The sequence below is a fragment of the Actinocorallia herbida genome (genome assembly GCF_003751225.1).
Lineage (GTDB): Bacteria > Actinomycetota > Actinomycetes > Streptosporangiales > Streptosporangiaceae > Actinocorallia > Actinocorallia herbida.
The window spans coordinates 6,322,003-6,348,936 of sequence record NZ_RJKE01000001.1 but is presented as its reverse complement, the minus strand read 5'-3'; the positions used below and the strand labels follow the sequence as shown (position 1 = coordinate 6,348,936).

Below are 26,934 nucleotides of genomic sequence, written 5' to 3'. Positions count from 1 at the left end.
CCCCCGCCCGGCTCTCCGCGCGACCGTAGTCGGCAGCCCCCGCTTCGGCGTCTGGCGAACTCCACCAGGCGGTCTCCGTCATGAGGCCGGCGTGACCTCCGCACCGGGTAGGCGGGGTCGGCGGGTGCCGGTGCTCGGGCTTGCCCGTCCGCCTCACAGTCCGGCCCCGCGCGCACCGTCCCGATCCACCGCCGCACCGAGGCCCGCCGAACACAGGAGGAGGAACGACGGTCCATGAGGACCGTGCTCGGGCGGGAGTACCGGTGCTCGTGTGCTCGTTCAGAACATGCTCGCCCGGATGACGCGGCCATCGCGGAGGACGAGGTTCACCCGGGCGTCGTTGTGGTCCGCCGTGGCCGCGAAGACCCGGTCGTCCTCGGCGATGATGCGGAGGACGTGACCGGCGGCGGTCTCCAGGGCCGTCACCTCGGTCAGGGACAGGCCGAGGAGGTCGGGGCGGTCGCGAGCGGCCCGGGAGCTGAACCAGGGGTCGGACTGGGGATCGTACGGGCTCATGGACGGCTCACCTTCGCTCTGGCCCGGCGATCTCGCCAAGCGGATTCCGCGGGGCGGCTCCTCGACCCGGCCGGAGGCCGCGGAGCCGTCGTCACCTCGGGGTGCGCCGGCCAGGGCGCCGTCGCACGGCCGCGGTCGCGCTACTGCGCGCCGGTGCCGCGATCGTGCTCATCGGTGTCCCGACCGAGGCGCGCCTACCGATGGTCTCTCCTTTCGCTCGGCCGAGGAAGGGCGGACTGCGCGGCACCGCGTCGGCGGCGGACAAGCCCTTTCAAGGCTCGTCAGGGGCGGGGCGGTGGAAGGTGGTGCGGTAGGCGCTGGGGCGTTGGCCGGTGTGTTCGGCGAAGAGGGCGGCGAAGGTGGCGGGGTCGCGGTAGCCGACCGCGGCGGAGATGGCGGCGACGGTGTGGTCGGTGGTTTCGAGGAGGTGGCGGGCGCGGCGGACGCGCGCGGACTGCAGGTGTTCGAGGGGGCTCCGGCCGGTCTCGGCGGCGAAACGGCGCAGCAGGGTGCGGGTGCTGACGTTGAACGTGTCCGCCAGGACGGTGAGGTCGTACCGGGTGGTGAGGTGCTGGTCCAGCCACCGCATGACCCTGCGGGAGAAGTCGTTTCCGGGCTGCGGGAGGAGGCGGGCGTCGACGTACGGGGTCTGGGAGGACCGTGCGTCGTCGAGGAGCGCGATCCGTGCGGTCGCTCGGGCGACGGCCGCGCCGCTGTGCCGGCGGATCAGGTCGAGTGCGAAGTCGTACATGGCGCTGAAGGCCGCGGTCGTCGTCACGCCCCGGTCGGTGACGACCAGGAGTTCGGGCCGGACGTCGGCGTCCGGGCAGTGCCCGGCCAGGTCTTCGGCGAGGAGCCACGCGGTCGTGGCCCGGCGGCCCTGGAGGAGCCCGGCCTCGGCGAGCAGGAACGCGCCGACGCAGATCGAGACGACCGCTCCGCCCGCGGCGGCGTGCGCGCGGATCGCCGCGATTTCGGGGGCGAGGGGCGCGAGTCTCGCTTCGACGTCGAGGCCCGGCAGGAGTTCGAACCCCGGCACGACGAGGACGTCGACCTCGCGCAGCGGTGTGACGGCCAGCGCCGTGCCGCCCGAGGCCACGACGCGACGGCGCGGTGAGACGACCGATACCTCGTATCCGGCGTGGTCCGGGCCGGCGACGTGCGCGGCCATGGTCAGGAGGTCGGGCACACCGAACACCTCTGACGCGAAGCATCCCGGATACGCCAGGACACCGACCCGCAATGCGCTCACCCTCGCCTCCTTTGGCGAGATCACCCTCGCATATGGCGATCCAGCCCGTCGCCCAGGGCCGGCGCGTCGGTCCACACTGCCGCCATGAACGCTGCCAACGAACGCTTCGACGACCCGATCACCGACTTCACCCGCCGACTCGTGGACGTGGAGGGGGTGGCGAAGACGGTGTACACCGCCGGTTCCGGCCCGGCCGTCGTACTGATGCCGGAGATGCCCGGTATTAGCCCTGACGTCCTTCGGCTGGCGCGGTGGATACGGGACGCGGGCTTCACCGTCCACGTCCCCTCGCTCTTCGGGGCCGACGGCGCCCATCCTACGGCCGAGGGCGGTACGGAGGTCATGCGTCGCGCGTGCGTCAGCGCCGAGTTCCGCGCCTTCGCCGGCGGCGGCACCAGCCCCGTCACGACGTGGCTCCGCGGGCTCGCGCGCCAGGCCCACGCCGCCTGCGGCGGTCCGGGCGTCGGCGCGGTCGGCCTGTGCTTCACCGGGAACTTCGCCCTCACCATGATGCTGGAGCCCGCCGTGATCGCCTCGGTCGTCAACCACCCGTCCCTGCCGCTGGACGACCCCGCCGCGCTCGAACTCGGCGACGCGGACGCCCGCGAGGTCGCCGCACGCATCTCTCGCGACGGCCTCAAGGTGCTCGCCTACCGTTTCGACAACGACCGATGGTGCACCGGCCGACGCTTCGCCGCCTACCGAGCGCTCCTCGGCGACGCCTTCGACGGCCGCGTCCTCGCGGGAGACTCCGCCAATCCCGGGCCGCCCCCCTTCTTCCGCGACGTCGTCGCCTCCCCCCACAGCGTCGTCACCGCCCACTTCGTCGACGAGGACGGCCACCCCACGGCGCAGGCCAGAGACGAGATCCTCGCCTACCTCACCGACCGCCTGATCACCCCGGCCTCCGAAGAGGCGACCGCCCACTGACCCCGCAGGAGGACCGACATGCCGCGCGGGCCCAGTCCGGAAACCCGCCCCCACCACGGGCGTCGGACCCGCTGCATGGCCGGCCGGGCGCCCGATGGGCGTGCGGTACCGGGCGGCGGACCACACCTCGCGCACGAGGCTTCACGACCTGCGGGAGCGGCGGACGGAGACGATCGACCACCGGGAAGCCCCGCGGGAGAGCGTCGACGCCTTTCCAACGAGTACGACGCGCCACACCACCTGAAGGATGGGTGAGGAAGGCAGGAGCGAAAGGAGGAGAAAGGGAGCCGGGAGGGCGTCAGCGCAGGAGGTCGGCTTGGTGCAGGTGGTCGAAGATGATCTGGTCGACGGGGGAGACCCGGTCCCGGTCCCGGTAGGAGAGCCAGACGACCTCGACGATCTCGCTGCTGGCGACGGGACTGCCGACATGCTCGGCGGTGTAGCAGGTCATCCGCACCACGACACCGGAGGAGTGGCCGTGTGCCTGCGCCTCGAAGACGCCGACGAGCCCGGCGGTGTCCGGAAGGATCTTGACCGAGAGCTCTTCCTCGACCTCGCGCACGAGGGTGTCCAGGTCGCTCTCACCGGGCTCCCGCTTCCCCCCGGGCAGGTAGTACACGTCCTTACCGCGCGACCGCGTACTGAGAACTCGCCCCCCGTCCAGGCGAATCCAGGCGATCTTGTCAACGATCGGCTGCACAGAGCCTCCTCCCTTTCGGCTTCCGCGCACCCTAGCCGGGCCCGGGTAAAGGCCGCACCAGAACGAACAAAGGAAGCCCCCGGCGATGTGCACTTCGACTCCCACACCCGGGCTCACCACCGCCCATCTCCACCCACAGGGGCCGCGACCGAGCCCCACCAGATGATCGCCCCGTCCAGCGGCTCCGCTGATCCCTTCAGGGCGCCTTGCAGACCACCGGCCGAGAGAAGCCCCCATCGAACGTGCCGCTCAATGCCCGGCCATCGTCCCCGACGGGGGCCATTGCCCTGGCAAAGATTGCGCGAGTCCTGAGAGCTGGTCCCCCTTTCAGGGGAACCTTCACTTGCCGCGTCCCGACGCCGCGCGTGCAAAGGCTCCTGGACACCACCTTCTGCCCGCGCATCGGTGGCGCGCGCGCTCGTCCCGCTCCTGCTCCGGACCGGTCCGAGATCCGCCACAAGGTCGTAGACCGCGGGCGCGGATCAAGAACGATTCCATCTCGGTCGGCGGTGATGAAGATCGAATATTGGGCCGCCCTAAGGCCCTGGCGTAAGGCGCAGGTCTTTCACTGAAAGCGAGTGGTTGCGTACAGATGCGGGAATTGCGAGGCCGGAGGGAGGCAGGGGAACAATTGTGGTTCCACCGAAATCTATATGGGTGGTTTTTGGTCATGGGGTGGGGACAGGTGGCGCAGATACGTCATCCGAGAGCGGGATTGATCTTGTGGGGCGGGTGCGCATGGTGGAGGGGGAGTCATACCCGTAGGAGGGTCGATTCCGGCTTCCCGACCTGGACTTCTGAGGAGGTTTCGGCAACGAATGGGAAACGGGGCTGCGGGGGTGGCCGGATGGTGCCAGGATGAGAGTTTCGCTGATCGGCTAGGGGTTCAGGAGCGGGGAATGCAGGCGAACGAGACGACGCTGAGGGATCTCCTGGAAGGACAGAAGCAGCTCCAGATCCCGCTCTACCAACGTCGATACGCCTGGGAGACCCGGCAGCTCACCCAGTTGTGGACCGACATGGTCGGGGTGGCCGACGGCCAGGTCGCATCCCACTTCCTCGGGGCCGTCGTGCTCGCGCCCAGCCAGAAGAGCACCCCGCAGTTCGGCCAGTGGACCGTGGTCGACGGGCAGCAGCGCCTCACCACGCTGGTGATCGCGCTGTGCGCGCTTCGCGACCACCTCGCGCCGGAGCGGCCCGAGGTCAAGGAGCAGCTGGACTTCCTGTTCCTGACGAACAAGTTCAAGCAGGGCGACCTGTTCTTCAAGCTCCTGCCGACCCAGTCGGACAGGCAGGCGTTCAAGGCGTGCGTCGAAGGCGGGCACGCTGAAGCGCTGTCCGGTCATGTCGGCACGGCCTACCAGTTCTTTCGCAATCGCTTCCAGCAAGCGGACGACCCCGCGATACCGGACTCGGTGTCCCGCTTCGAAGAGGTCGTCCTCGACCGGCTGAGCCTGGTCAACATCGGGGTGGACAAGGACGACAACGCCTTCCGCATCTTCGAGTCGATCAACAACACCGGAATGCGGCTGAACCAGGTCGACCTCATCCGCAACTACGTCTTCATGTGCCTGCCCAATCGGGGTGAGCACGTCTACGCCAAGTACTGGCGCCCCATGCAGGAGCTGCTGGCCGATCCCAAGGCACTCGACCAGTTGATGTTCCTGGTCCTGGTCCTGCGCCAAGGGGACAAGGCCAAGCACACTGACGTCTACCGCGGGCACCAGGAGATCCTCGAGCAGATCTCCGATGATGAGGAGAAGGTCGAGGCCTACGCTGCGGACCTCTACACGAGGGCCAAGCACCTGAAGACGATCCTCGATCCGTCGCGGGAGGGCGAAGCCGTCCGCGACCATCTCCGCTTCCTGAAGGAGTGGGAGGCCCAGACCACCTATCCGGTGATCATGCGGGTGCTGGAGCTCCGGGAGTCGGGCGAGGCCACAGACGGGGACCTCGCCCAGGCCCTGTCCTACCTGGAGAGCTTCCTCGTCCGCAGGATGATCGCCTCGATGCCGACGAACAACCTCAACCGCATCTTCATGCGCCTGACGCCCTTGCTGGACGGTGAGGACAGGGTGCAGGACATCATCCGCCAGGAACTCTCGGCCCAGCAGCGCTGGGTCACCGACACCGAACTCCGCGAGGCCGTCAGGACCAAGCCGTTCTACATCGCGGGCCGCGGGCACCAGAAGAAGCTGGTCCTGCGACGTCTGGAACAGGCCCTCGGCGGCAAGGAGAAGGTCGATCTCGACGGCACGACGATCGAGCACGTGCTGCCCCAGCACCTCACAGACTCCTGGAAGCGCCAGCTCTCCGAGGACGGCGAGGACGCGCGCGATCTGCACGCCGCCCTCGTGCACACCTTGGGCAACCTGACGCTCACCGGCTACAACTCGGAGCTGGGCGACGCGCCGTACGAGGACAAGCGGGAGCAGCTCCTCCAGACCAGCATCGAACTCACCAAGAGCGTCACGATGCACGAGGTGTGGGGCCGGCGTCAGATCCTCCAGCGCGCGGACCTGATTGCCGACCTGGCGATCGGCCTGTGGCCGGGCCCGCTGGAGGCCGAGCAGGACAAGGCCCCCAGTAAAGACTGGACCTTGCTGGGCGACGCCGTCGCCATTCTGGAGCCAGGCTCCTGGACTTCTTACAACGATCTCGCCCAGCTGGTCGGCACCGCCCCTCAGCCGCTGGCCGGGTTCATAGCCAACGCCGTCCTGCCCGGCGCCCACAGGGTGCTCACCGCATCCGGTCAGATCTCCGCCGGCTTCCGGTGGGCCGACCGCAGCGACCGTCGTGACGTGCGCGAGGTACTGCTCGCCGAGGGACTGACCTTCGACGAAAAGGGCCAAGCCGACCCGGCTCGACGCCTGTCGGCGGCCGAACTGGCGCAGCGCCTCGACCTCCCGGGAGCCGAGGACTTCGCAGAGCCGGACCCGGTCCACGTGGATCCCTCGCAGATGGAGAAGTGGGAGCTGCGCTATCACCGCCAGCTCGCCGCCCGCTCCGGTCCCGCCGTCGCGGGGACGGTGAGTGCACTTCTCGACCACTGCCGGGACCATGGCTACAAGCTGACCTTCGGCACGGCCCCGACGCTGGGCCGGTGCACTCCGGTGATCAAGCACAAGGGCGTCGACTACTGGCTGCTCAACCTGTACCCCGAGACCGCCGACGTAGCCTTCAACGCGCTCGCCAAGCGCCCTCTTTTCGACGACCTGGAGATTCGCGAAGAGATCCGGCAGTACCTGAACACCGCGCCCGGCATCGACCTTCCCGCGTCGAAGGTGAGCCTCTTCCCGAGCTTCCCGTGCTCGGTGCTGGCCGACCCGGGGGCCTGGGACACCGTCGTCGCGGTTCTGGACTGGTTCGCCCATCGGGTTTCGCTGATCGAATGAGAGTGTGCGGCCGGGCAGCCGAGCACAGGCAGCATGTAGTGGGGCACGACGAGGAGCAGGGCGAAGCGTGGACGTTTCCGGGTCCATCAGGATGGATTGCTTCGAGAGTGATTGAGCCTTCTTTTACGGCCCGAGATCACTCCGGCATCCTGACGCCTGCTTTGCGGTGTTTATGCCGAGGTGAACGAGGAGGACTCACGCCTAATGGCGTGAGTCCTCCTCGGCGCTTCTGCTACCAGTGCTCCGGCCTTGAGGCGGGGGTGAAGGGCCGCTGCGAGGTCCGGGCCGTTCAAGCCCCGGGCGCGCGGCCGCTATGGGCCGACGTTCTGCTGCTCGATGTGCTGGCGCAGGAGGCTGACCGGCGCGCCACCGACCGATCTGGCGTAGCAGGAAGTCGGCCGGAGCCGATTGCCGCGGTGGTGGTGGCGGGTGAGTTCGGGGAGCTCTTGCCGGATCCTGCGGGACGATGCCCTCTTTCAGGGAGTTGGCCAGGCGTGGCAGGGCGATTTTGGGAGGGGGTTCACCAGCAGGTGGACGTGGTCGTCGTTCTCGTTGGACTCGGTCGGCTCGACTTCGAGGTCAGCACACATGTCGCACTGAAAGTGCCGATGTCGACACAGTGGGTGGCTGTTGTGTGGGAGGGTCGGGGGTGTGCAGCTCCGTTATGCCTTCCGCCTCTACCCGACCGCAGGTCAGTGCCGGTCGTTGGCGAGTGCGTTCGGGTGTGCGCGGACGGTCTATAACGACGGGTTGCGCGCACGGGAGACCGCACGTGCGCAAGGGTTGCCGTTCCCCAAGGCCGGGGACTTGTCGAGGGCGTTGATCACGGAGGCGAAGAGGACTCCGGAGCGTGCGTGGCTGTGCGAGGTGTCGGTGGTGGTGTTGCAGCAGGCCTTGCGGGATCTGGATGCGGCCTGGCGGAATTTTTTCGACGGCTTGGCGGGGAAGCGTCCGCGTATGGGAGTGCCTCGGTACCGGTCGCGGAAGGATTCCCGTCAGTCGGTGCGGTTCACCGCGAACGCCCGCTGGCAGATCACGCCCGGCCGGAAACTCCGGCTCCCGAAGATCGGGGACGTGACGGTGAAGTGGTCGCGGAGCCTACCGTGCGTGCCATCGTCGGTGACGGTGATCAAGGACGCGGCAGGCCGGTACTTCGCGTCGTTCGTGGTCGAGACCTCATCCGAGCCGTTGCCGGAGACCAACGCTGTGATCGGGATCGACCTCGGCTTGGCGCATTTCGCGGTCCTGTCGGACGGCACGAAGATCGACAGCCCGCGTTTCCTGCGCCGCGCGGAGAAGAGGCTCCGGCGTGCTCAGAGGAGTCTGACCCGCAAGGAGAGGGGTTCGAAGAACAGGGCGAAGGCGCGGGTGAAGGTCGCCCGGGCGCACGCCAAGGTCGCCGATGCGCGCCGCGATTTTCACCACAGGTTGTCCACTGGGCTGGTCCGCGAGAACCAAGCGGTCGCTGTGGAGGACCTGGCGGTGAAGGGCCTCGCCCGCACCCGCCTGGCGAAGTCCGTGCACGACGCGGGCTGGTCGCAGTTCGTGAACATGCTGGAGTACAAGGCCGCCCTGTACGGCCGGACCCTGATCCGGATCGGCCGGTTCGAGCCGACCTCGCAGATCTGCTCGGTGTGCGGGGTGAAGGATGGCCCCAAACCCCTCAACATCCGGGAATGGGAGTGCCCGCGCTGCGGGAGCGTCCATGACCGGGACATCAACGCGGCGATCAACATCGCCCAGGCCGCCGGGCTGGCGGTGACAGCCTGTGGAGCGCAGGTAAGACCGGGACTCGTCCCGGCGCAGCGCGGAGAAGCAGGAACCCGCTCCAAACTGACACCCGCGTGGTGATGCCGGGGGCCAGGGCGCCGCTCATGTAGGCGACGATCGCGTCGCGGCCGGAGAAGCGCAGCGGGCCCTCGCCGACGTGGGAGCCGTAGTCGGCGGTGGCGTCGGGGGCGAGGGTGTCGGCGAACTCGTCCCACAGTTTCAGGTCGAGGGTGCGCAGGTACCGGTACTTGAGGCGCTGGATCTCCTCCACCGCCGCCAGGCGGGCTGTTGTCGCGTCCATGGACGGCAAACTAGAACGTGTTCTTGTTCGAGGCAAGGCCCTCGCGTCACGGGTCGATCCGCCGCGCGGGGGAGGGCGGAGATGGCTCGCACCGGCGATGTCCGGGAGGGGGCTCCCGGGCGAGGATCCGAGGCATGAACAAGAACCTGGTCTTCATCGCCGCGCCGCTGCTCACCGTCGTCTACGGGGTCATCAGGCTGCTCGACGGACGGGACGGCGAGCGCGGCCCCGGGCTCGCCTGGACGTCCGGGCACCTCGCCTTCCTCGTCGGGGTCGGGCTCTTCGCGGTCGCGCTGTGGGAGATGCGCAGGAGGGCGGGGAGCGGCACCCTGGCCACCGCGACGGCCGTCGTGGCGCTCGTCGGCGCCGGTTGCCTGGTCGCGCAGTTCGGGATCGACATCGTCGTCGGAGCCCTCGCGGAGGACCACGCGGCCATGGGGTCGATGTCCGAGACGGTGTCGGGGGTGCCCGGCGTCGAGCTCGCCGTCTACGCGCTGGGTCCGATCCTCTTCTACGTCGGGCTGATGGTCGCGGCCTGCCACCTCGCCGCCGTCGGCGAACTGCCCGCGTGGGGCGCGGGGCTCGTCGTGCTCAGCGTGCTGACGGCCTTCGCCGGGAACGACCTGATCCCGGTCGCCGGCCTGCTGCTGGCGGCCGGGCTGGCTCCGCTCGCCCGGAGCCCGCGCGGGTCCGTCACCCTCGCCGCCTGATCGCCCGATCCATGACGACTGTGGCAGAATCCGGCGCCGTGTTCGCTTCCACGCTCTTCGACCGGGCGCGTCGCCTGGCGGGGTCGCCGTGGGCGGACGCGGCGCTCGCCCTCGTGCTGGCCGCCGCGCAGGTCGCGCCGCTGCTGACCAAGACCAGCGAGTCGGGGGCGCCCTGGCACTGGTGGGGGTACGCGGCTGCGATAGGCGCGTCGCTGCCTATCGCAGCACGAAAGCGGGCTCCTGTGCTGGTGCTCCTGGTTTCCATCGCCTTCTCCGCGTCGTACGACCTCATCGAGCCGCTCGCGCCCCAGCCGCTCTGGTACGGCGTCCTGGTCGCGCTGTACGGGATCGCCGCCCTGTGCCCGACGAAGGTGCGGCTGACGGTCTTCGCCGTCGTCTGCGGGGTGGGGATGCTCACCGTGGGCTCGGCGGACACGGCGGCCCGGGGCATCGTCATGTACGTCGCGGCGTACGCGCTCGGGAGGGCCGCGGCGGGAAACCGCGCGCAGGCCGAGGCACTGGAGGAACGTGCCGTCAGGCTCGAACGGGACCGTCTGGTGGACGCCGAGCGCGCGGCCGAGCGCGAACGCGCGCGGATAGCCCGGGACATGCACGACGTGCTCGCCCACTCGATCAGCCTCATGGTCGTCCAGGCCGAGGCGGGCGCGGCCGTGGTGGAGGCGTCGCCGGGGCGCGCGGAAGGAGCCTTCGAGGCCATCGCGGGCACCGGCCGCGACGCGCTGGACCAGCTCCGCCGGATGCTGTCGGTCCTCAAGGACACCGCGGAGAGCCGCGCGCCGCAGCCGACCGTCGGGGACGTGCCCGCGCTCGCCGACCGGGTCCGCGGCGCCGGACTGGAGGCCGTCTGCGCGGTCGAGGGCGAGCCGCGCGCCCTGCCCGCCGACTGCGGTGTCGCGGCCTACCGGATCGTTCAGGAAGCGCTGACGAACGCGGTCAAGCACGCCGGGGCGGCCCGCGCCGAGGTACTGCTGCTTTGGCACGACGACGCGCTGGAACTGCGCGTCAGGGACGACGGCAGGGGTGTGCCGAGCGCGCTCCCTTCGGGCGGGCACGGGCTGATCGGCGTCCGGGAGCGGGCCGCGGCCTGCGGCGGCACCGCGACCGCCGGGCCGCGCGCCGACGGCCTTCCGGGATTCGAGGTGAGCGCGCGGCTGCCCCTCGCCGCGCGGGACGAGAGGACGGCGGCACGGTGATCCGCGTAGTGGTGGCCGACGACCAGGAACTGGTCCGCGCGGGGTTCGCGATGATCCTCGACACGCAGCCGGACATCGAGGTGGTCGCCGAGGCCGCTGACGGGTTCGCGGCGATCGGGGCGACCCGGGAGCATGCGCCCGAGGTCGTCCTCCTCGACATACGGATGCCCGGCATGGATGGAATCGAGGCCGCGCGGGTCATCTGTGCGGAGACATCCTCGAAGGTGGTGATCCTTACGACCTTCGACCAGGACGACTACCTCTTCGACGCGTTGCGCGCCGGAGCCAGCGGGTTCCTTCTGAAGGACGTGCGCCGTGACGACCTCGTCCACGCCGTACGCGCGGTCGCCTCGGGGGACTCCCTTCTGGCCCCGTCCGTCACCCGTACTCTCATCGCCGCCTTCGCCTCCGGGGCCGCGGCCCTGCCTCCCCAGACGTCACGCCTCGACGTCCTGACGGCCAGGGAGACCGAGATCCTCCGCCTCCTCGGCACCGGCCGGTCCAATGCCGAGATCGCCGCCGCTCTGGTCGTCAGCGAGCACACCGTGAAGACGCACGTCAGCAACGTCCTCGCCAAACTCTCCCTCCGCGACCGCGTCCAAGCCGTCATCGCCGCCTACGAGACCGGCCTCATCCACCCCGGCACCCGCCCGGCCTGACCCGGATCGGCGTGCTCCGAGGGCAGCCCGCGGCCGAATCGTGATCGGCGGCGCCGCCGACCGCGCGAAGACACGCTATGCGCCGGTGAGGTGCGGGCGATTCCGCATCCCGCCGACGGTGAATATCGCGGTGCCGAGCGCGGAACGGGTCGGCCGTGATCTTTCGGAGAAGGAGGTGCGCGGTCGAGATCCCGCGCCGCGCCCCGGTCCGCGGAGGCGCGGCGCCTTCGACGGGTCAGGGGATCCGCGCGGACACCGTCTGGACGACGAGGGGGCTGATGTCGTCGCGCCAGGCGAAGTCGGCGGGGGCGTACCGGCCTTCGAAGGCGACGGTCGTGTGGCCGCCGACGCGGAACATGACGGGGCCCTTGCGGCACACCCACACGGTGTCGAAGAGGGCGCTGAGCCCGCACGCGTCGGCGCCGTGCGCGCCCTGTTCGGTGCCGACGGAGGGGGCGAACCGGGTGTAGTAGCGCTCGATGAGGTCGGGGTGGGCGATCGCTTGGATCTCCACCCAGAGCCGGGTGCTCTGGTAGGTCTCTCCGGGCAGGCGCATCGCGTAGATGCAGCGGCCGTCGAACGCCGTGGCGTCGTCGGACGAGCCAGGGTCCGCCGCGAACTCGGCGGGGGAGACGCCGGTCACCGACACGGTCCCCGAGGCGATCTCCTCGGCCTCCGGCAGGATCGCCAGGACGTCGTCCTGCGTGACGAGGCGGCAGGCGCTCGGCCACTCCCGTGCCGGGAGCACCTCGTCCTTGTCGAACGAGGGAAGGGCCAGAGCCTGCCCCGGAGGGGCCGCCGCGCCGATCTCGACCTCGCCTTCCGCGAGCGGCCCGCCGTCCCGGTAGAGGAACGCGGCCGACCCGAGCGCGATGACCGCGATCACCAGCGTGACGATGACGAGTGCCGCGCACCCCGGAGGCCGACGTATCTTCCGCATCGGTCGATTGTGGTGCACTCCGTGGCGGAAAGGAGGACCCGGTCATCTCGTCCGGCGACGCGCGGCCGCACCGCGCCGTGTCATCGTGGCCTCCGCCCTCCGTTCTTCGCCCTAGGTTGGACCCTTGCGCAGCGACCCCGGGAGGACCGCATGACCGCACCCGTGCCCTTCGACGCGGAAGCCGAGTTCGACAGGCAGATGGCCGTCCTCGTCGAGCACGGATATCCCGAGGGGGCGGGGCTCGATCCCGAGGGGTTCACTGCGCTGCTCGAGCCCCTGCGCGGCTCGGTCCGGACGGCGACGGCACCCGATCCCGAGGGCGGCACGGTGCCCTTTGTTCTGGTCGTCACGCGGGAAGTCGTCCCGATCGAGTGGGCGATGCCCAGAACGTCCCTGCCGCGGAAGCGGGGTCCCGGCAAGCCGGGATTCGTCGACAGGTCCTTCGAGCCCGGCTCGATCGAGCGGTTCGTTCCGATCGACGGGGTCGAGTTGCCCGATGCTCGCGCCTACCTTCTGCTCGATGTGGAGCGGGGCGAGGAGTTCTGTAACGCGGTCCCCGAGGACGCCATGGCCGTCATCGTTGACAGGGGTCGCACCCTCCTCACCCTCGAGGAGGGGATCGCGCTGATCACGCAGTTCCCCGGCGTCCTCGTGAAGAACAAGTGTTTCTCTCTGGGGGCCTCGCGCTGCGGGGACCGGCGTGTGCCCGCCCTGTGGATCAGCGGGAACGCGCCGAAGCTCGGCTGGTGCTGGGCGGGCAACCCGCACACCTGGCTCGGTATGGCCTCGGCGTCGGGCCGCGCCGCGCGCTAGGGACGTGCCGGCCTGATCCGCGTGCGGAGCAGGCAGAACTCGTTGCCTTCCGGATCGGCGAGGACGAACCAGGACTCTTCGCCGGTCTGCCCGACGTCCGCGCGCGTCGCCCCCAGCTCCAGGAGGCGTTCCAGCTCGGCGTCCTGGTCGCGGTCGGTCGGGCTGACGTCCCAGTGCAGCCGCAGCCGCCCGCGCTTGGGCTCCCGGGTCGGCGAGAAGATGATCGTCGGCGCGATACCGCCGAACCCTTCCGGTGGGCCGATCTCCACGCCGCCCTCCTCCCGGTCCAGCACGGTGTAGCCCAGCACCGCGCACCAGAACCCGGCGAGCAGTTCGGGGTCCCGGCAATCGAGGATGAGTTCGCTCAGACGGCATCCCATGAGGCCTTGTCTCCCTACTCCGGTTTCGTCCGACGGAGCGGGCATACCGGTCTCCCGGCCGGTCAAACCCGGTGGGCCCTAGGACTCGGAACGGTCGGGGATCTCCTCGGGTTTGTACCTGGGGAGGCGGCTTGCGGGGAGGATGGCGAGGGCGCTGACGCCGGCGAGCGCGAGGAGGCCGAGGCGGAGGGTGTTCAGGCGGGCGTCGGTGTTGACGCGCACCGCGGCGGTGACCTGTGCCGGGGTGGCGTCGGTGGCGGAGAGGACCTCGCGCAACCGGTCGTTGCGGACGAAGTTCACCCGGTCGAGGTCGACCTGGGAGACGAGCGTGTCGGGCAGCTTCGGGTGCGCGGCGACGGCCAGGGCGACGTTCGTGCCCAGGACCGCGACGAGGACCGCGCCCGCGACGGCCGTGCCGAGGGCGGAGGCGAGGTTCTGGGTCGTGCCGCGGATCGAGCCGACGTCGCCCGCGAGCTCCTTCGGGGCGGCGCTGACCAGGACGTTGAAGACCAGCGTGACCAGGGCGCCCTGGCCGAGGCCGAAGAGGATGAGGCCGAGGATCGTCGGGAGGGTCTCCCAGTTGTTGGTGACGACGAACGACAGCCAGAGGAGCGCGGCGGTCGTCAGGCCGAAGGCCCACATGCCGATCGTGCGCGGCGGGTACCTGCGGTACAGCCGCACGATGAGCGTCGCGGTCACGAACACGGTGATGTTGAACGGCATCATCGCGAGGGCGGTGTCGAACGGGGTCCGGCCCTGCACGATCTGGGTGTAGAGCGGGATCGTGAAGTTGACCGCGGCCTCCATCGCGACGATGACGAACATCGCGTAGACGGCGGCGCGCTCCTGCGGGGAGCCGAGGACGGACAGGTCGACGAGCGGCACCTTGCCCTGGGCCGTGCGGCGCCGGGTCCACAGGAAGAACGCCTGCCCGAGCACGATCCCGATCACGATGAGGATCGGTGCGGGGGACACCGGCCCGAAGGAGAACGGCGCGTCCGGTTCGGCGCGCAGGCCGCCCCAGCCCTCGATGTTGTTGAAGCCGAGGGTCAGGCACACGACGCCCAGGCCGATGAGGATCGCGGCGACCACGTCGATCTCGATCCCGGGGTCGCCCGCGTCGGAGCGCAGTCTCAGGCTCAGCACGAGCACGATGGCGGCGACGGCGATCAGGATCGCGAACACGGGCCGCCAGCCGACGAGCGTGCCGAGCGCGCCGCCGAGGAAGAACGCGGTGACGCCCGAGATCGCGCGGGCGGACCCGAGCGACCCGATCGCCGTCTCCTGCTGCGCGCCGCGGTAGTTCTCCGCGATGAGCGCGACCAGCGACGGCACGATCATCGCCGCGGACGCCCCGGCCAGCGCCTGCGCGGCGATGACCCAGCCGATGGACGGCGCGAGCACCATGATGATCTCGGCGACCGCGAAGAGGGCCACGACGGTCCGGTAGATCCGCACCCAGCCGAAGCGCTGGCCGAGTTTGGCGCCGACCATCACCAGCGCGGCGACCGCGAGCCCGTAGACGACGATCGCGGTGCTCACCGCGGTCGGCGGCACGCCGAACTCCTCGACCATGCCGCCGATGGAGACGGGCAGCGCGGCGACGTTGAACGACATCAGGACCTGGGCGAGGAACAGCCCGATCATCGGCGCCCATGAGGTGCGGTGCGCGGCGGCCGGCGCGTTCGTCGCGGTGCTCATGCTTGGTCCCGTTCTGTCCCGCGGCCCGCGCTCCGGTGCGCGGCGGAGGCGAAGACGTTGAGTCCGAGGCTTCTGGACAGGAAGGCGGTCGCGCGCTGGCCGCGCACGCTGTTGCCCGCCGGGTCGAGCGGCGGCGAGAAGGTGCCGATGCCCGCCTTGCCGGGCGACACGGTGACGATGCCGCCGGAGACGCCGGACTTGCCCGGCAGGCCGATCTCGAACAGCCACTCCCCGGACCGCTCGTACAGGCCGGTCGCCGCCAGGACGGCGAGGGTGTCCCGGCACACGTCCGCGGGCACGACGCGCTCGCCGGTGACGGGGTTGACGCCGCCGTCCGCGAGGGTCGCCCCCATGACGGCGAGGTCGTGCGCGTCGACCAGGAGGGCGCACTGCCGGGTGTAGACGTCGACGACGTTGAGGGGATTGCCCTCGATCCGGCCGTAGCTCTCCAGGAGCCGGGCGATCGCCTTGTTCCGCTGGTTCGTCGCCGATTCGGAGGCGTAGACGAGTCCGTCGACCTCCAGGGGGCGGCCCGCGAACGCGGACAGGCCGTCCACGATGAACGCCCACTTGGTCTCGGGATCGCCTCCGGGCGCGAGGGCGGTCGTCGCCAGCGCGCCCGCGTTGACCATCGGGTTCATCGGGTGGCCCTCGTTCAGCTCGACCGCGATGACCGAGTTGAACGGGAGGCCCGTGTTGTTGACGCCGACGCGCTCGAGCACCTCCTCGTGCCCGAGGGCCGCGCAGACCAGGGCGTAGACGAACGCCTTCGAGATCGACTGGATCGTGAACCTGTGCCGGGAGTCGCCCGCGTCGTGCGTGCCGCCGTCGACCTCGACCACCGCGACGCCGAACAGCGAGGGGTCGGCCGTCGCCAGCTCCGGGATGTAGTCGGCGACCTCGCCGTCGCGGAGGTCCCGCTCGCGGTCATGGGCGGCCAGGACGAGTGACTCGACGTCGTCCCGGCCGGGCAGCGCGCCGGTGGAGGCCCGCTGCGCCACGTCGTGCACGCCGAGATCCAAGTGGCACCTCCTTCTGCTCGGCCGCGTGCGGCGGTGATCAGGAGATTCTGCAAATGATCTCCACGTAAACGCGCGAAAGCCCCAAGCGGCGGCTCTGCCGGCCCGGCCGGGGCCGGTTGACCTGCGAAAACTTTGTCAGCACCCCCTTGCGCCCTCGGTTGAATTGGGGTTCAATTCTTCGTTGTAAGGATTGAAACCGGATTCAGAGCTTGAGGAGAGGGGTCCGCGTGCCCTACCGGCCGACGGAGGCGACCCGGCGCAACGCCGAGTTGAAGCGCGCGGGGTTCCTGCGCGCGGCCCGGGAGCTGGTGGCCGCGCGCGGCTTCGGCGCGGCGACGGTCGCGGCGATCGCGGCCGAGTGCGCGGCGAGCGTCGGGTCGGTCTACTCCTACTTCGACGGGCGCGAGGATCTGCTCGCCGAGGTGTTCCGGAGCGCGGCGGGGCACGAGCTCGAAGTCGTGCGCAAGGCGGTCGCGGAGGCGGGGCCCGGCGCCCCCGAACGGCTCGACGTGGTCATCCGCACCTTCGCCGGCCGCGCCCTGCGCGGCCGGCGGATGGCCTGGTCCCTGCTGTTCGAGCCGGTGACGCCCGCGGTGGAGGCCGAGAGGCTGGTCTACCGGAGGTCCTACACCGACCTCATCGCGGAGATCCTCCGCGACGGCGTCGCCACCCGCGCCTTCGCCGCCCAGGACACGACCCTCGCCGCCTCCGCGGTGCTGGGCGCGATCTCCGAGGCGCTCATCGGCGGCCTGCGCCCGTCGGACGGGGACGAGCCCGCCCCGTCCCCGGACGGAGCCGCGATCGTCGAAGGCATCCGCCTGTTCTGTTTCCGGGCTCTCGGCACCGAGGAGACGCTGTGACCACCACCCACGAAGTCGTCAACCAGGCACCCCCGCGCATCGACGTGAACGAGTACCTGACCAACCAGGCGCTGGTCGAGGCCGTCAAGCGGTACGACGCGCAGTGGGCGGCCGGGGACCTCGACGGCGTGGGCGTCCTCGTCGGCCGGGCCGACTTCCAGCGGGACGCCGAACTCGCCAACACGATCACCCCCGTGTTCAACGGCCACGACCGCTGGGGCCACCGGGTCGACGCCGTCGACTTCCACCCGGCCTACCACCGCATCATCGGCACCGCGATCGAGCACGGCGCGCACACGTCGTGCTGGGCCGACCCGCGGCCCGGCGCGCACGTGGCCCGCGCCGCGACGTTCATGCTGTTCGCCCAGATCGAGCCGGGCCACGCCTGCCCGGTGAGCATGACGCACGCGGTCGTCCCGTCGCTCGCCTTCGCCCCCGGGCTGGCCGAGCAGTGGATCCCGCGCGTGTACTCCCGCGTCTACGACCCCGAGCTGCGCGACCCGGCGACCAAGCAGGGCGCGATCTTCGGCATGGCCATGACGGAGAAGCAGGGCGGCTCCGACGTCCGCGCCAACACCACCCGCGCGGTGGACGCCGGCGACGGCACCTACCGGCTCACCGGCCACAAGTGGTTCTGCTCCGCGCCGCAGTCCGACGCGTTCCTCGTGCTCGCGCAGGCTCCCGGCGGGCTCTCGTGCTTCCTCGTCCCGCGCGTCCTGCCCGGCGGCGACCGCAACGTGTTCCGCATCCAGCGGCTCAAGGACAAGCTCGGCAACAAGTCCAACGCCTCGTCCGAGATCGAGCTGGACGGCACCACGGGCTGGCTCGTCGGCGAGGAGGGGCGCGGCGTGCGGACCATCATCGAGATGGTCGGCCAGACCCGTCTGGACTGCGTGCTCGGCAGCACCGCGGGCATGCGCCAGTCCGTCGCGGAGGCCGCCTGGCACACCCGCCACCGCAGCGCGTTCGGCGCGACCCTGATCGACCAGCCCGCGATGACCGCGGTGATCGCCGACCTCCAGCTGGAGGCCGAGGCCGCCACCTGGACCGCGCTGCGCCTCGCCGCCGCCTACGACCGCGACGACGACGAGTCCGCCGCCTTCCGCCGCCTCGCCACGGCCGTCGCCAAGTACTGGGTCTGCAAGCGCGGCCCGAACCACGCCTACGAGGCGCTGGAGTGCCTGGGCGGCAACGGCTACACCGAGCAGTTCCCGCTGGCCCGCCGCTACCGCGAGCAGCCCGTCATGGCCGTGTGGGAGGGCTCAGGCAACGTCATCGCCCTCGACGTCCTGCGCGCGATGTCCCGGGAGCCGGACTCCGTCGAGGCGGTCGACCGTGAGCTCGCCTCGGCGCTCGGCCAGTACCCGGTCTACGACGCGCACATCGCCGAGACCCGCAGGCTCCTCGGCCGCGTCGCCAAGGATCCCGCCGCCGCTCCGGCACTGGCCCGCCGTGTCGTCGAGGCGCTGGCGCTCGGGCTCCAGGGCGCCGTCGTCATCAAGGAGGCCCCCGCGGCCGTCGCCGACGGGTTCGTCTCCGCCCGCCTCGGCGCGGACCGCAGCTTCGAGTACGGCGCGCTCGACCCGTCGCTGGACCTCGCCGCGATCGTCGCCCGCGCCTGACGCCTCGGGGCGCGCGCCCTCCCCGCCGGCGCGCGCCCGTTCCACCCCGATCCTGAAGGACCCCGCCATGCACCTCACCGCAGTCCTGGAGCGCGCCGCGCGCCGCGCACCCGCCAAGGCGGCACTGGTCACCGACGACCGGACCGTCACCTACGCCGAGCTGCTCGACCTCGCCCGCAGGGCCGCGACGGTGTTCCGCGACGCCGGCGTCGAGCCCGGCGACCGGGTCGCGGTGATGACGTTCAACACCCCGGGCTTCGTCGTCGCGGCGTTCGGAGCCTGGTTCGCCGGGGGCGTCCTCGTGCCGGTCAACCACAAGCTGACCGTCCCGGAGGCCCGGTACGCGATCGAGCACAGCGGCGCCGTCGTCGGCGTCGTCTCGGGTGAACTGGCCGGGACCGCCACCGCGGCGGGCCCGGACACCGCCTGGTTCACCACCGAGACGACCGTCGCGGGCCTGCCCGATTTCGACGCGTCGACGAGGGCGGCCGCGCCGATCGACGCCCCGGTCTCCGAGGACGAGGACGCCCCCGCGCAGTTCCTCTACACGTCCGGCACGACCAGCTCGCCGAAGGGCTGCGTGCACACCCACCGCACCATCTCGGCGGTGGGCCCGCTCATCACCAGCACCCTCGGGTTCACCCGCGATGAGCGGTTCCTGCTGGCGATGCCGATCTGGCACGCCGCGCCGCTCAACGACTGGCTGCTCACGATGGTGTTCCTCGGCGCGACCACGGTCCTCCAGCGCGAGTACGACCCCGTCGGCTTCCTGCGGTCGGTGGAGCGGCACAAGGTGACGGCGTTCTTCGGCGCGCCCATCGCCTACCTCGCGCCGGTGCAGCTCGCGCGGGCCGGGAGGCTGGCGCTCTCGGACTTCGACCTGTCGAGCGTCGACAAGTGGCTGTACGGGGGCGCGCCTCTCGGCGAGCAGGTGGCCCGCTCCCTGGTCGAGGCGTACGGGACCGACAGGTTCTTCCAGGTCTACGGCATGAGCGAGATGGGCCCCGTCGGCACCGCCCTCTACCCGCAGGAGCAGCTCACGAAGGCCGGGTCGATCGGACGCGGCGGTATGCCGGGCGTCGACCTTCGGGTCGTGGCCGCCGACGGCAAGGACGCCGGACCGGGCGGGACCGGCGAGATCTGGCTGCGCGCCGACACGAGGATGACCGGCTACCACGGCGACCCCGCGGCGACCGACGAGGCGTTCGCGGGCCCCTGGTTCCGCACCGGCGACGTCGCGAGGATCGACGAGGACGGCTTCCTGTTCATCGTCGACAGGCTGAAGGACGTCATCATCGTCGGCGGCGAGAACGTGCACTCCCAGGAGGTCGAGGAGGCCCTGCGCGGGCACGCGAGGATCACCGACGTGGCGGTCGTGGGCCGTCCGCACGCCGAGTGGGGCGAGACCGTCGTCGCGGTCTGCGTGACCGCGGATGGCGCGGACATCTCACTCGAGGAGGTCCGCGACTTCCTCGCCGACAAGATCGCCCGCTACAAGCTCCCGCGCGAGGCCGTCACCGTGGCCTCGCTCCCGCGCAACCCCTCGGGCAAGCTCACCAAGCACGTCATTCGTGACGGCCTGGTCAGGACCGGCGCCTGACCCGAGGCCCCGAGGGAGGCGCCCGAACCCCGGGGCGTCTCCTTCGGCGTCTCGACCGTGCCGACCGCTCGCGGATGCTCCGCCTGGTCTTCGTCTGCACCGGCCGTTGATCGGGTTGCGCGGGATGAAAGCGGCGGAAGGGCCTAAAGTGGGTGGAGGGTCTTCCCGGGGGCGGTTCCCGGGCGATCCTCGGATGAGGATCCCGGTGCGCTGATGAGCCGCGCGCCGGGGCGCGTCGTGCGGGGACGGTGGGAGAAGCGCGTTGAGGGCTGGAGGACGGGTGGAGCTGCTCGGGCGGGCCGAGATGTGCGCGACGCTGGACACGCTGCTCGACGCCGTCCGGGGCGGGCAGAGCAGGTCGCTGGTTCTGTACGGTGAGGCGGGCGTGGGCAAGTCGGCGCTCCTGGACTACCTGGCCGACCGGGCCGAAGGCTGCCGGATCCTGCGCGCCTCCGGCGTCGAGGCCGAGATGGAACTGGCCTTCGCCACCCTGCACCAGCTCTGCCTGCCCGTGATGAGCCACGTCTCCGCGCTGCCGGAGCCGCAGGCCGACGCGCTGGGCACGGCCTTCGGCCTGCGCGCCGGACCGCCTCCCGACCCCTTCCTCGTGTGCCTCGCCGCGCTGGGCCTGCTGGCCGCGGCGGCCGAGGAGAGCCCGCTCGTCTGCGTGATCGACGACGCCCAGTGGCTGGACGAGGCGTCGGCCAAGGTGCTCGCCTTCGTCTCGCGCCGCCTGTTCGTCGAGTCGGTCGCCTGCGTCTTCGCGCTCCGCGACGCGGGCCCGGGCGACGCCTTCGCCGGCCTTCCGGCGCTGGAGGTGCACGGGCTGGGCGACCGCCACGCGCGGACGCTGCTCAGCGCGCACCTGCCCGGCCCGATGGACGGGCGGGTGCGCGACCGGATCATCGCCGAGGCGCGCGGTAACCCCTTGGCCCTGATCGAACTGCCACGGGAGTCCTTCGCTCTGTCGGCGGGAGGCGGCCACGAGGACTCCAAGAGCCTTTCGGGCCGGCTGGAGAACGGCTTCAGGCGGCAGTGGGAGGAGCTGCCCGTCGAGACCCGGAAGCTGCTGCTGCTCGCGTCGGCCGAACCACTCGGCGATCTGGCGCTGCTGTGGCGGGCCGCGGACATCCTCAGCGGGGTCGGCGCGAGCGCGGCCGGCGCCGTCGAGGACATGATCGACTTCGAGGGCAGGGTGCGTTTCCGGCACCCGCTCGTCCGCTCCGCGGTCTATCAGGCGGCCTCCGCCGCGCAGCGCCGCGAAGTGCACCGGGCGCTGGCCGAGGCCACCGACGTCGAGACCGATCCCGACCGGCGCGCCTGGCATCGCGCGAACGGCACCGCGCGCCCCGACGAGGACATCGCGGCGGAGCTGGAGCGGTCCGCCGGGCGGGCACAGGCGCGCGGCGGGCTCTTCGCCGCGGCCGCCTTCCTGGAGCGGGCGAGCGCCCTCACCCCCGACCCCCTCCGCCGCGCGGAGCGCCTGATCGCCACCGCGCGGGCCAAGTACCTGGTAGGGGAGCCCGAGGCCGCCCTCTCGATGCTCACCTCGGCCGGCGCGCGCCCGCTGGACGAGGTGCGGCGGGCGGAGGTCGAGGTGCTGCGCGCCGAGATCGCGATGACGTCGGGCCGGGGCGCGTCGGCGCCGCAGATCCTGCTCGGCGCGGCCCGCCGGCTCGCCCCGCACGACCCCGGCCGGGCCCGGGACACCTATCTCCACGCGATGCTGGTGGCGGTCGGCGGACGCCGGACCCCCGCCGGCACGGAGGTCCGTGAGGTGGCCGCGGCCATCAGGGCGGCGTGGTCGCCACCGGAGACGCCGACCGCGTCCGACCTCGCCCTCGACGCGCTGGTCCGCGACTGCACCGAGGACCCGCAGGACGCCGCACCCGCGATCCGCGCGTCCGTGCGGGCCTTCATGGACGGGGACGCGACGCCCGTCGAGGCGTTCGGCTGGACCTACGCGGCGTTCCCCGCGGCCCTGTGCGCCTGGGACGACGTGGCGGTCCGCGAGCTCGCCGACCGCTTCGTCGGGTTGCTGCGGGGCGCGGGCGCGCTGGCGATGCTCCCGATGGCGCTGACCCTGGCCACCACGAGCCGCTACCTGGAAGGCGACCTCGACGGGGCGAGCATCCTGCACGAGGAGATGCAGGCGCTGGTCGAGGCCTCCGGCGCGCGCACCTCCTACGGGGTCATGGTCCGTTCGGGCGACACGATCGCCCTCGCGGCCTGGCGGGGACGGCGGGCAGAGGCCGAAACCGCCGTGGCGGAGGTGCTGGCCGAGGCCACCGCGCACGAGGACGCCGGGACGATCATGCCCTGTCACTGGTTCCTCAGCATCCTGTACAACGGGCTCGGCCTCTACGACCTGGCCAGGGACTCCGCCGAGCGGGCCGCCGAGCACACGATGGGGTGGGGTCCCGGGCGGCACTGGTCGCCCGCCGAACTGGTCGAGGCCGGCGTCCGTTCGGGCGACCGGGAGGCCGCGGCCCGCGGGCTCGCGCGGCTCTCGGCGACCACCCGGGCGGCCGGGACCTCCTGGGCGCGCGGGGTCGAGGCCCGCTCGCGCGCGTTGCTCAGCGAGGGCGCCGAGGCCGATGGGCTGTACCGTGCGGCGATCGACCTCCTCGGCCGGAGCCGCATGCGCGTCGACCTCGCCCGCGCCCACCTCGTCTACGGCGAGTGGCTGCGGCGCGAACGGCGCAGGACCGACGCGCGCGAGCACCTGCGCACCGCCGTGGAGATGCTCACCGAGATGGGCCTGGACGGTTTCGCCGACCGGGCCTCGCGCGAACTCGAGGCCACCGGCGAGACCGCCCGCAAACGCGTGCTGGAAACCGCCGCGGAGCTCACTCCCCAGGAGTCGCAGATCGCCCGCCTGGCCCGCAGCGGCCTGACGAACAAGGAGGTCGCCGAGCGCCTTTTCGTCAGCCCCCGCACGGTCGAGTACCACCTGCGCAAGGTCTTCGCCAAGCTCGGCGTCACCTCCCGCGCGCAGCTCCCGGCGGTGCCCTGACCCGTGCCCGGAGGCGAAGGGGCCGTGCCGTCGCGGGTGCGGCGGCTCAGGGGCGGGTGGGGGCGTGGGCCTTCAGCCAGGGGTGGAGCAGGGGGAGGACGTTCGTGCTGAGCATCGCGGTCAGGTGGTCGAGGCCGGGCAGGAGGGCGACGGTCCAGCCTTGGGCGGTGAGGGAGACGTCGTGGGCGGTGAGGGCGGTGGCGATGCGGACCGTCGTGTCGCCCCAGCCGGGGCCGTAGGCGATGTCGTCGTCGGACCCGGCGAAGGCGAGGCGGGGGACGGTGAGGGCGCGGCCGGCGGCGGTGTCGTCGAAGCCCTGGAGCGCCTCGTAGAGGGTGACGAACTGGCGGGTGACGGCGGGGTCGGGGGCGGCCTGGACGGTGTCCCAGTCTCCGGGGACGACCTCCTGCGCGGTAGCGGGAGGCGGGTTCGTCGCCTTCGCGTGGGCGGCGCGGGTGACGGCGAGCATGGCGGCGTAGGGGCCTTCGGCGGGCGGGTAGCCGCCCATGGCCAGGGCCCAGAGGCGGTCCGTGCGGAGGGCGAGCTGGAGTCCGGCGAGGGCGAGCCACGAGTAGCCGTAGTAAGCGAAGGCGTCGGCTTCCGCGGCGTCGGCGACGGCGAGGAGATCGGCGGCGAGCTGGTCGGGGGTGAGGGCGCCGGGGACGCTCATCCGGTGGCCCTCGTAGTCGGCGGTGACGACGGTGAAGTCGGCGGCGAGCGCCTCGGCGAGGAGCCTGCCGAGGTCGGGCTCCGCACCCCAGGCGCGCATGGCGGCGGCCGTCTCCGGGTCGTGCGGGGAGGTGCGGACGGGGAGCAGAACGGCGGGTCCGGAACCGCGGATCGTCGCGGTGAGGGTGGAGCCGTCGGACAGGCGCACCGGCAGGTCGGGCATGGGTCCTCCTATTGGTATACGGTGTAGAGAAATTATTACCGTACACCGTAGGGGAATCATGGCGACTCGGCCCGGCGCCGCCGACGACGCGGAACTGCTCAAGCTGCTGTGGCGCCGTCCGGGCGCGCAGACGCCGCGCGGTCCCGGCCGCAAGGCGTCCCTCACCCTCGACGCGATCCTCGGCGCCGGGATCGCCCTCGCCGACGACCGGGACTCGCCCGCGCTCTCGATGCGCCTCGTCGCCGACCGGCTCGGCTGCACCCCGATGGCGCTCTACTCGCACGTCGCGAACAAGCAGGCCCTGCTGCGGCTGATGTACGACCGCGTGCACGCCGAGTTCCCCGACCTCGCGGGCCCCGACCCGTCAGCCCGTGTCCGCGCGTGGGCCGACGCCCTGGCCGACCTCTACGCCCGCCACCACTGGCTCACCGAGGTCTCCTGGGCCCGTCCCGTCCTCGGCCCGCACGAGCAGGCCGTCCTGGAATCGCTGCTCGCCCATCTGGAGCCGCTCTTCCTCCCCGCCGATCGCGCCCGCGCCGTCGTCTCCGCCCTCTTCGCCCTGGCCCGCAACACCGGCCGCCTCATCGGCGACGCCCGCCACGCCGAACGGACCCTGCCGGAGGCCACCTGGTGGGCGACCCACTCGGCCGCCTTCCAGGAAGCCGCCCCCGACTTCCCCGGCCGTTTCCCCCTCTCCGCGGCCCTGGGCGCCGCCCCGAGGCCGGCCCCTCTCCCGGAGGAGGGCACCTACCTGGAACGCACCGCCCGCGCCGAACTCCACAACGCGGTCCTGCTCCTCCTCGCGGGCGCGGCGTCCCCGTGACCGGCGCTCGTCCCGCGTGCCGGAGTCAGGGGCGGCGCATCGCGAGCCGGGGGCCGAGCTCGTGCAGACCCGCGTCGATCTCGGCCTGCCAGTGCTCCCGGAGCCGCGGGCCCCACGCGGAGGGTGGCAGCTCCTCGAAGCCGAAGTGCCGGTACCAGGGGCCGTTCCACGGCACGTCGCGGAAGGTGAGCAGGGTGAGGCCATCGCCGGACTCCGCGATGGCGGCCCGGAGCAGCACGGCCCCGAACCCCTTGCCGAGCCGGTCGGCGGCCACGGAGATCTGCTCCAGATAGGGCAGGCCGTCCACGTCGGACAGCGCCGCGAACCCGAGCGGCGGATCGCCCACGACGAGCACCCGCGCCGTCCCGGCCACCTGCTCGATGACGGTCGGCCCGGCCTCGAACACGATCCCGGCCTCCGCGAACAGCGCGTCGCCGCTCGCCTCGATCCCGGGCAGCACCCCGAGGTCCCGCGCTTCGGCCCACCGCGCCTTCACCCGCGCACCGCGCTCTCGCCCAGCTCCAGCAAGGATCCCGGACCGCCCTCACACGGCCGCCAGCCCCGCTCGATCCCCTCCGCGACCGCCGCGATCACCATCGAGGGCGTCACCGCCGCCGTGGGCGGCTCGAGCCAGTTCCCCGGATGCGCCCTGGGCAGCGTCACCACCAGGCGTGACCTGGGCTCCTCGGCCCTCTCCACCACGAACGTCAGCGGAGTCCACCCCATCGCCTGGCAGTACGTGGGCCGCCTCCGCACCTTCCACCGGAACCCCGTCCCGCCCACCTCGATCAGCCGCGAGCCCTTCTTCGCCATCGCCATGCCGAGGACCCTACGTCCGCCCCTCGATCCGGCCAACGGATTTATCGCGGCCCCGCCGACGGCTCCGGGTAAGGGTCGGGGACGCGGCGGTAGCGGCCGGGGGCGACGCCGTGCGCACGCTTGAAGGCGTGGGAGAGGGAGTACTCCGAGGCGTAGCCGGTCCGGGCGGCGACGTGGGCGAGGGAGGTGTCGGTGTCGCGCAGGAGGCGGGCGGCGAGGGTCATCCGCCACCAGGTCAGGTAGCCGAGCGGCGGGCGCCCGACGAGGGCGGTGAAGCGGCGCGCGAACGCGGCCCGGGAGAGCCCGGACGCCTCGGCCAGCGTCCGCACGGTCCAGGCGCGGGCAGGATCGTCGTGCAGCGCGCTCAAGGCGGCGCTGACGGCCGGGTCGCGGAGGGCGGCGGCCCAGCCGATGCCGTCCGGCTGCTCGGCGGACCAGGCGCGCAGGATGTACACCAGCAGCAGGTCGAGCAGGGCGAGGACCGCCGTCTCGGAGCCCGGAGTGGGGTACTCGGCCTCGGCGCGGAGCAGGGCGATGGCGGTGCCGAGCCGCGGATGCCGTCCCGCGGAGAGCCTGACCGCGTCGGGCATGCCGCCCAGCAGCGGATGCACCCGGCCGGGCGCGAGCCGGTAGCCGCCGCACAGGGTGACGGTGGCGGGTCCGTCGCCGTCGCCGACGGTGTCGGAGACGAGCAGGGGCCGACCGGTCTCCGGGTCGCAGACCGGCGCGGCCATCGGCCGGGAAGGAGAGTCGGCGAGTCCGTAGCCGTGCCCGTGCGGGAAGAACACGAGGTCGCCTTCGTCGAGCCGGACGGGATCGCCGACGGGCGGCACGAGCCAGGGTGTGCCCGCGACGACGATCTGGAATCCGGCGGCATAGGGGACTTCAGGGAAGAACTGCCCGAAGGGTGCATGCCAGGCGACGAGGGCGGAACTGGGCCGTCCCGCGCGCATCACGGCGACCACGTCACTGACAAAGTCCATGCGGCGAGACTATGGC

23 protein-coding genes and 1 pseudogene are annotated in these 26,934 nt (G+C 71.8%); 12 read left to right on the top strand and 12 right to left on the bottom strand.

Annotated features, from left to right (window positions below):
• Positions 1 to 279: 279 nt before the first annotated feature.
• Both EDD29_RS28950 and EDD29_RS28945 read right to left on the bottom strand, forming a co-directional pair.
• Positions 280 to 516: a hypothetical protein gene (locus tag EDD29_RS28950; RefSeq protein ID WP_123667483.1), complete on the bottom strand. Its 237-nt coding sequence runs from the start codon at positions 514 to 516 to the stop codon at positions 280 to 282.
• A 271-nt stretch (positions 517 to 787) separates the two neighbouring features.
• Positions 788 to 1,768, bottom strand: coding sequence for a GlxA family transcriptional regulator (locus EDD29_RS28945; protein WP_123667482.1), 981 nt, complete (start codon positions 1,766 to 1,768; stop codon positions 788 to 790).
• An 84-nt stretch (positions 1,769 to 1,852) separates the two neighbouring features.
• On the opposite strand from EDD29_RS28945, the gene EDD29_RS28940 reads away from it, so the two are divergent.
• Entirely contained in the window at positions 1,853 to 2,698 is an 846-nt protein-coding gene (locus EDD29_RS28940) for a dienelactone hydrolase family protein (protein WP_123667481.1), read from the top strand.
• 298 nt (positions 2,699 to 2,996) lie between these two features.
• Here EDD29_RS28940 and EDD29_RS46510 read toward each other — a convergent pair whose 3' ends face one another.
• A complete protein-coding gene (locus tag EDD29_RS46510; RefSeq protein WP_211359978.1) occupies positions 2,997 to 3,398 on the bottom strand; it encodes an NUDIX hydrolase in 402 nt (133 codons plus the stop codon).
• Positions 3,399 to 4,297: 899 nt separating this feature from the next.
• Here EDD29_RS46510 and EDD29_RS28930 point away from each other — a divergent pair.
• Both EDD29_RS28930 and EDD29_RS28925 read left to right on the top strand, forming a co-directional pair.
• Complete coding sequence (locus EDD29_RS28930) at positions 4,298 to 6,793, top strand: DUF262 domain-containing protein (RefSeq protein WP_170201631.1); 2,496 nt, start codon at positions 4,298 to 4,300, stop codon at positions 6,791 to 6,793.
• 651 nt (positions 6,794 to 7,444) lie between these two features.
• The gene (locus EDD29_RS28925; RefSeq protein ID WP_123667478.1) at positions 7,445 to 8,644 is read left to right on the top strand and encodes an RNA-guided endonuclease InsQ/TnpB family protein; all 1,200 of its coding nucleotides are present in this window, start codon (positions 7,445 to 7,447) and stop codon (positions 8,642 to 8,644) included.
• A 49-nt stretch (positions 8,645 to 8,693) separates the two neighbouring features.
• On the opposite strand, the pseudogene EDD29_RS47195 reads toward EDD29_RS28925, so the two are convergent.
• A pseudogene (locus EDD29_RS47195) lies at positions 8,694 to 8,864 on the bottom strand (nuclear transport factor 2 family protein); the annotation flags it as partial.
• Between the two features lie 134 nt (positions 8,865 to 8,998).
• On the opposite strand from EDD29_RS47195, the gene EDD29_RS28915 reads away from it, so the two are divergent.
• The 3 genes from EDD29_RS28915 to EDD29_RS28905 are packed head-to-tail and all read left to right on the top strand — an operon-like array spanning position 8,999 to position 11,447.
• A complete protein-coding gene (locus EDD29_RS28915; protein WP_123667476.1) occupies positions 8,999 to 9,574 on the top strand; it encodes a hypothetical protein in 576 nt (191 codons plus the stop codon).
• Positions 9,575 to 9,612: 38 nt separating this feature from the next.
• A complete protein-coding gene (locus EDD29_RS28910; RefSeq protein WP_246053067.1) occupies positions 9,613 to 10,788 on the top strand; it encodes a sensor histidine kinase in 1,176 nt (391 codons plus the stop codon).
• Positions 10,785 to 11,447 (top strand): response regulator, encoded by a 663-nt coding sequence (locus EDD29_RS28905; protein WP_123667474.1) that lies wholly within the window; start codon positions 10,785 to 10,787, stop codon positions 11,445 to 11,447. The genes EDD29_RS28910 and EDD29_RS28905 overlap by 4 nt, the downstream gene beginning before the upstream one ends.
• 235 nt (positions 11,448 to 11,682) lie before the next feature.
• Here EDD29_RS28905 and EDD29_RS28900 read toward each other — a convergent pair whose 3' ends face one another.
• The gene (locus EDD29_RS28900; RefSeq protein WP_123667473.1) at positions 11,683 to 12,387 is read right to left on the bottom strand and encodes a hypothetical protein; all 705 of its coding nucleotides are present in this window, start codon (positions 12,385 to 12,387) and stop codon (positions 11,683 to 11,685) included.
• A 150-nt stretch (positions 12,388 to 12,537) separates the two neighbouring features.
• Between EDD29_RS28900 and EDD29_RS28895 the strand changes: the two genes are divergently transcribed.
• Positions 12,538 to 13,200: a DUF5701 family protein gene (locus EDD29_RS28895; protein ID WP_123667472.1), complete on the top strand. Its 663-nt coding sequence runs from the start codon at positions 12,538 to 12,540 to the stop codon at positions 13,198 to 13,200.
• On the opposite strand, the gene EDD29_RS28890 is transcribed toward EDD29_RS28895, so the two are convergent.
• The 3 genes from EDD29_RS28890 to glsA form a co-directional block, all read right to left on the bottom strand.
• Entirely contained in the window at positions 13,197 to 13,580 is a 384-nt protein-coding gene (locus EDD29_RS28890; RefSeq protein ID WP_123667471.1) for a VOC family protein, read from the bottom strand. The genes EDD29_RS28895 and EDD29_RS28890 overlap by 4 nt on opposite strands.
• A gap of 78 nt (positions 13,581 to 13,658) precedes the next feature.
• The gene (locus EDD29_RS28885; protein WP_211359976.1) at positions 13,659 to 15,281 is read right to left on the bottom strand and encodes an MFS transporter; all 1,623 of its coding nucleotides are present in this window, start codon (positions 15,279 to 15,281) and stop codon (positions 13,659 to 13,661) included.
• Complete coding sequence (gene glsA / locus EDD29_RS28880; protein WP_123667470.1) at positions 15,278 to 16,303, bottom strand: glutaminase A; 1,026 nt, start codon at positions 16,301 to 16,303, stop codon at positions 15,278 to 15,280. Before glsA ends, EDD29_RS28885 begins: the two co-directional genes overlap by 4 nt.
• 227 nt (positions 16,304 to 16,530) lie before the next feature.
• Between glsA and EDD29_RS28875 the strand changes: the two genes are divergently transcribed.
• The 4 genes from EDD29_RS28875 (at position 16,531) to EDD29_RS28860 (ending at position 23,401) form a co-directional block, all read left to right on the top strand.
• Positions 16,531 to 17,163 (top strand): TetR/AcrR family transcriptional regulator, encoded by a 633-nt coding sequence (locus EDD29_RS28875; protein WP_123667469.1) that lies wholly within the window; start codon positions 16,531 to 16,533, stop codon positions 17,161 to 17,163.
• Positions 17,160 to 18,785, top strand: a complete 1,626-nt coding sequence (locus EDD29_RS28870) for an acyl-CoA dehydrogenase family protein (protein ID WP_123667468.1) — start codon at positions 17,160 to 17,162, stop codon at positions 18,783 to 18,785. The genes EDD29_RS28875 and EDD29_RS28870 overlap by 4 nt, the downstream gene beginning before the upstream one ends.
• Before the next feature lie 67 nt (positions 18,786 to 18,852).
• Complete coding sequence (locus tag EDD29_RS28865) at positions 18,853 to 20,385, top strand: class I adenylate-forming enzyme family protein (protein WP_123667467.1); 1,533 nt, start codon at positions 18,853 to 18,855, stop codon at positions 20,383 to 20,385.
• A 262-nt stretch (positions 20,386 to 20,647) separates the two neighbouring features.
• Complete coding sequence (locus tag EDD29_RS28860; protein ID WP_211359975.1) at positions 20,648 to 23,401, top strand: ATP-binding protein; 2,754 nt, start codon at positions 20,648 to 20,650, stop codon at positions 23,399 to 23,401.
• Between the two features lie 46 nt (positions 23,402 to 23,447).
• Here the strand turns inward: EDD29_RS28860 and EDD29_RS28855 are convergent, their stop codons facing one another.
• Entirely contained in the window at positions 23,448 to 24,293 is an 846-nt protein-coding gene (locus EDD29_RS28855; RefSeq protein WP_123667466.1) for an alpha/beta hydrolase, read from the bottom strand.
• Between the two features lie 58 nt (positions 24,294 to 24,351).
• Between EDD29_RS28855 and EDD29_RS28850 the strand changes: the two genes are divergently transcribed.
• Entirely contained in the window at positions 24,352 to 25,116 is a 765-nt protein-coding gene (locus EDD29_RS28850) for a TetR/AcrR family transcriptional regulator (protein ID WP_170201630.1), read from the top strand.
• Between the two features lie 25 nt (positions 25,117 to 25,141).
• On the opposite strand, the gene EDD29_RS28845 is transcribed toward EDD29_RS28850, so the two are convergent.
• Genes EDD29_RS28845 through EDD29_RS28835 form a run of 3 tightly spaced genes read right to left on the bottom strand, consistent with a single transcriptional unit; the run spans position 25,142 to position 26,918 of the window.
• Positions 25,142 to 25,612 carry a GNAT family N-acetyltransferase gene (locus EDD29_RS28845; RefSeq protein WP_123667464.1) on the bottom strand — a complete coding sequence of 157 codons (471 nt, stop codon included), beginning with the start codon at positions 25,610 to 25,612 and terminating at the stop codon, positions 25,142 to 25,144.
• Positions 25,609 to 25,935, bottom strand: a complete 327-nt coding sequence (locus tag EDD29_RS28840) for a hypothetical protein (protein ID WP_123667463.1) — start codon at positions 25,933 to 25,935, stop codon at positions 25,609 to 25,611. Before EDD29_RS28840 ends, EDD29_RS28845 begins: the two co-directional genes overlap by 4 nt.
• Positions 25,936 to 25,976: 41 nt before the next feature.
• The gene (locus EDD29_RS28835) at positions 25,977 to 26,918 is read right to left on the bottom strand and encodes an AraC family transcriptional regulator (RefSeq protein WP_123667462.1); all 942 of its coding nucleotides are present in this window, start codon (positions 26,916 to 26,918) and stop codon (positions 25,977 to 25,979) included.
• Positions 26,919 to 26,934 lie beyond the last annotated feature (16 nt).